The following is a 4,270-nucleotide window of genomic DNA, read 5'->3' on the forward strand; positions in this document are numbered from 1 at the left end:
GCGCGCGGTCAGGTGCGACAGGCCGCCGCGCAGGGAGACCAGCGGAGGCTTCGGAGATCCCGCAGGTGCGGGCGCGCTGCGACGGCGCCGCCGCATCGTGAGGTAGAGGCTGCGACCCGACCGCGCCATCGCGGCGATCTCGGGGACGGTGCTGGTGGCGCTCAGGCGCGCGGGGTCGCCGGCGTGGACGCCGCCGAGCAGCGGGGCGACCAGGCGGTCGTAGACGCCCGCACCGAACCGGGGGCGCACCAGGTCGGCCACGGAGGGGTCGTCGCCGGCCTGCGTCCGCGGCAGGAGGAGGTCGAGACCGGCGCGCGCCACCTCCGTGGGTCCGAGGATCCGGGAGCGGAGCAGCGGCACGAGCCGCTCGGGCAGGCCGAAGGCCATCCCCGGAGGCAGCGGGCGCAGCGCGCCGCGGGACCACAGGTAGGAGCCACTGCTCTGGGGCCCGACCACGGACTCCTCGAGACCGAGGGAGGCGACCAGCCGGCCCAGCTCGGGGGCGCGGGAGAGGTAGGCGTCCGGCCCGGTGTCGACCGGACGCCCCGCCACGCGGCCGGTGTGGACCTTGCCGCCGGCCCGGTCGGTGGCCTCGAGGACGCGGATCCCGACCGCCGCCCCGAGGCGCTGCCGCAGGAAGTACGCCGTCGCCAGCCCGCTGACGCCACCGCCGACCACGACCACCTGCCCCTGCGCGCGCTCGGACGCCCCGGTTCCGGTCATGCCTCCATCCTGGCCGCGGCGGCCGCTCGCGACCCGGACCGAAGGTCCCACGTCCGGGAGGCCCTGGTCACCCGTGGACCCGGCGGCCCCGGGCGGCGCCGGGCGGGTCGGCCGCCGTCAGGGCAGGTGTGCCCCCGAGGGCACCCCGGTCCGCGGGGCGGCGGGAACCGAGGGGTCGGTGACGGCCTCGATCTCGGCCTGTACCTCGGGCTGGACCTGGTCCTTGACGACGGCGAGGTCCACCGCGTGGCGCACGTGCCGCTCGGCGTAGCCCAGCGGGTCCACCACGTTGTTGAGCCAGCTCGCCACCGGCGACCACGCGAGCAGCAGGGCGAGCGCCACACCCCCCACGGTTGTCACCGCGAACGCGATCACGGCGTGCTCGTCGGCCCACGAGCCGTAGCCGGCGTAGGAGGCGCCCTTCACGGCGAACCCGTGGAAGAGGTAGACGACCAGGGTCCAGGCGCCCATCCTCGTGAACCAGCCGTGGACCCGCGGGACGAGCGCGAGGAAGGCCGCCGCGCCCAGCGTGCCGATGACCAGCACGACCGCGCGGGTCAGCAGGGCCCGGACATCGTCGGCGTAGCCCATCTCGTCGTAGCGGGACCGGTAGTACAGCCACTCGGTGCTGGCCCAGCTGTCGGTCCAGGTGGTGAGGATCCAGATGCCGACGAACACCGCCACCCCGGCGACCTGCACGCGTCGGTGACGCAGCATCTCGAGGCGCTCGGGCGTCGCCTTGAGGCCCATCACGAAGAACGGCAGCAGGCCGAGCACCCGGGCGATGTCGAGGGTGTCGCCGGCGTACATCCCGGCGACCAGGCTGATCGCGACCGCGACCGCGATGCCGGCCGGGAGGGGGCGGAAGATCGGGGTCATCAACCGCCACAGGAAGAGGGCGGCGAGGTACCACATCGGCCAGTGGGGGTCGCGGAACAGGTCGGCGAGCTCCTCGCCGCCGACGTACACGCGGAACAGCGCCAGCGCGCACTCGAACACGAGGTAGGGCACGACGACGGTGCGGATCAGCTTCCACATCCGCACCCGGGTGTAGGCGAACGAGCGCGAGAGGTAGCCGGTGACCAGCACGAAGGCCGGGACGTGCCAGGCGTAGAGGAAGTCGTAGAAGTGCTCGGTGACGGCGTTGTCAGGGAGAAGCGTCCACGCGTGACCGACGACCACCAGGGTGACCAGCGCCATCTTGGCGTTGTCGAACCAGGGGTCGCGGGAGACCGGTGGCGCGGCGGGGGCCGGGGCTGGAGACGGGTGTGAGGTCGACACCCCGGTGATTTACCCGCTGCGCCGCCGGTTCAGTCCTCCACGAGCCCGAGGCGGAGGTACTCGGCGGCATAGCGGCCGCTGAGCATGAGCGAGGCGTAGCGGGCCACCTCGGTGGGGGCCTCGGTGGTGAGCGTCTCGACGCGGACGCCGCGTGAGGCGGCCGCGGCCTGCAGCCGACCGCGGTGCTCGCGGACGACGGGCTCCTCGGCGCCGTCGTCGAGGACGAGCAGCATCGGCCGCAGCTCGGCGGGCCCGTCGGCGAAGGGGTCGTCGAACACGTCGCGCGGCCGCGCCGCCTCGAGCACGGGCAGCAGGTGGTCGGCGTCGCCCGCCAGGGCGGTGCGCCCGCTCGCGCGCCGGATGGCCTCGGCCACACGGCGTGCGGCGCGCGCGGCGAGCACCGAGCCGCCCCACACGAGCGGGTTGGTGTCGGCGAGCGCGATCGCCAGCATCTTGGCGGGGTTGACGGCCAGGTCGCGGTGCGGTGAGCAGGCGATCGCGACCTCGTCGAGGGCCGTGGCGACCTGCTCGGCGTCGGCCCGGGGCCCCAGCGAGACCCGGTCGAGGTACTCGAGGACGACGACCGCAGTGGCCAGCTGGTCACGGGTCTCGGTCGGCAGGATCGAGCTCCACCTGCCTGCGGCGTGCTCGGCGACCAAGGACCCCACGGGGGCCACGACCACGACCTGGCAGCCGCGGCGCACGGCCTCCGCGACGGCGGAGGCGGTGCCGGTGTCGGCACCGTCGGGCGCGAGCACCACGACGAGGTCGAGGCTGCCCGCCCAGCCCGGCAGCGCGGGGCCCGGCCAGGCCACGAACGGGACGGGACACCAGGGCTCGAGCACCGCACGCAGCAGGCGGGAGTCCGGGCCGGCCGCGATGACCGCTCGGGGGCGGGCCAGCTCCTCGGCGCGGGCGACGGCCGCGGCCGTCGCCTCGGCCGCGTCACCGGCCGCCCGGCGTACCCGCGCGCCGGACTCCGCCAGATGGCGCAGGGCGGCGTCGGACTCGAGGGCGGACTCGTCGTCGAGGCGGGACTCGTCGAACCAGGTGGCCATCGCCGCCGGCCTCAGGGCTTGCGGGCTTCGTCGACCAGCAGCACCGGGATGTCGTCTCGGACCGGGTAGGCCAGGCCGCACCCGCGGCAGACCAGCTCGGCCGGGATCGCCGGGTCGCGGTCGGACGCCGTCAGGTCCAGCTCGGAGCGACAGGCCGGGCAGACGATGATCTTCAGCAGCTCGGGGTCGATGTTCGCTGGCGGGTTCATCGGTCTCTCCTGATCTCGGTCAGAACACGGTCGCGGATCTCGGCCATCGTGGCCTCGTCGCGTCCCTCGGCGTTGAGCCGCAGCAGCGGCTCGGTGTTGGACGGGCGGACGTTGAACGCCCAGTCGGCGTGGCTCACGCTCAGGCCGTCGAGGCGGTCGACCGACACGCCGTCCAGGGCGGCGTACGTCGCCTCGATCTCGGCCATCACCGCCGCCGGATCGGCGACCTCGCTGTTGATCTCGCCGCTCACGACGTAGCGCTCGTACTGCGCGAGGAGCGCGGAGAGCGGCCGGTCGGTCTCGGCCAGCGCCGCCATCGTGTGCAGGGCGGCCAGCATCCCGGAGTCGGCGCGCCAGAAGTCGCGGAAGTAGAAGTGGCCGCTGTGCTCGCCGCCGAAGATCGCGCCGGTCTCAGCCATCGTCGCCTTGATGAACGAGTGGCCCACGCGGGTGCGGACGGGGGTGCCTCCGAGCTCGGAGACGATCTCGGGGACGGCCCGGCTGGTGATCAGGTTGTGGATCACGGTCGCGCCGGGCTCCTTGGCCAGCTCGCGGGCCGCGATCAGCGCCGTCAGCGTCGAGGGTGAGACGGCCCGACCACGCTCGTCGACCACGAAGCAGCGGTCGGCGTCGCCGTCGAAGGCCAGCCCGAGGTCGGCGCCCTCGGCGAGCACGCGCTGCTGGAGGTCCACCAGGTTGGCGGGGTCGATCGGGTTGGCCTCGTGGTGGGGGAAGGTGCCGTCGAGCTCGAAGTACATCGGCACCACCTCGACCGCGTCGCCGAGGCGCGCGAAGACGGCGGGGGCCGTGTGGCCGGCCATGCCGTTGCCGGCGTCGACCACCACCTTCAGCGGCCGGCCGTTCACGGGTGCGAGCGAGAGCAGGTGTGCGGCGTACGCCTCGAGCACATCGTGCTCGGAGATCGCGCCGACGGGGCCCCCGGTGGTCGGCCCGCCCTCGGCGACCAGGTCGCGGATCTGGGCCAGCCCGGTCTCGAGG

The 4,270-nt window shown here is 74.3% G+C and carries 5 protein-coding genes; all 5 read right to left on the reverse strand.

Translation table 11 applies throughout. The features are described 5' to 3' along the window. A partial coding sequence (gene hemG / locus Q0L15_RS14050) for a protoporphyrinogen oxidase (protein WP_296605074.1) occupies positions 1-723 on the reverse strand: 723 nt, incomplete at its 3' end. Positions 724-840: 117 nt separating this feature from the next. Next, positions 841-2,004: an acyltransferase family protein gene (locus Q0L15_RS14055; protein ID WP_296605075.1), complete on the reverse strand. Its 1,164-nt coding sequence runs from the start codon at positions 2,002-2,004 to the stop codon at positions 841-843. A 29-nt stretch (positions 2,005-2,033) separates the two neighbouring features. Beyond that, positions 2,034-3,062, reverse strand: a complete 1,029-nt coding sequence (locus tag Q0L15_RS14060; RefSeq protein WP_296605076.1) for an SIS domain-containing protein — start codon at positions 3,060-3,062, stop codon at positions 2,034-2,036. A gap of 11 nt (positions 3,063-3,073) precedes the next feature. Then, entirely contained in the window at positions 3,074-3,253 is a 180-nt protein-coding gene (locus tag Q0L15_RS14065; protein ID WP_366939579.1) for a Trm112 family protein, read from the reverse strand. A 14-nt stretch (positions 3,254-3,267) separates the two neighbouring features. Beyond that, a partial coding sequence (manB, locus tag Q0L15_RS14070; RefSeq protein WP_296605078.1) for a phosphomannomutase/phosphoglucomutase occupies positions 3,268-4,270 on the reverse strand: 1,003 nt, incomplete at its 5' end.

This window comes from Nocardioides sp. (genome assembly GCF_024509035.1).
GTDB lineage: Bacteria > Actinomycetota > Actinomycetes > Propionibacteriales > Nocardioidaceae > Nocardioides.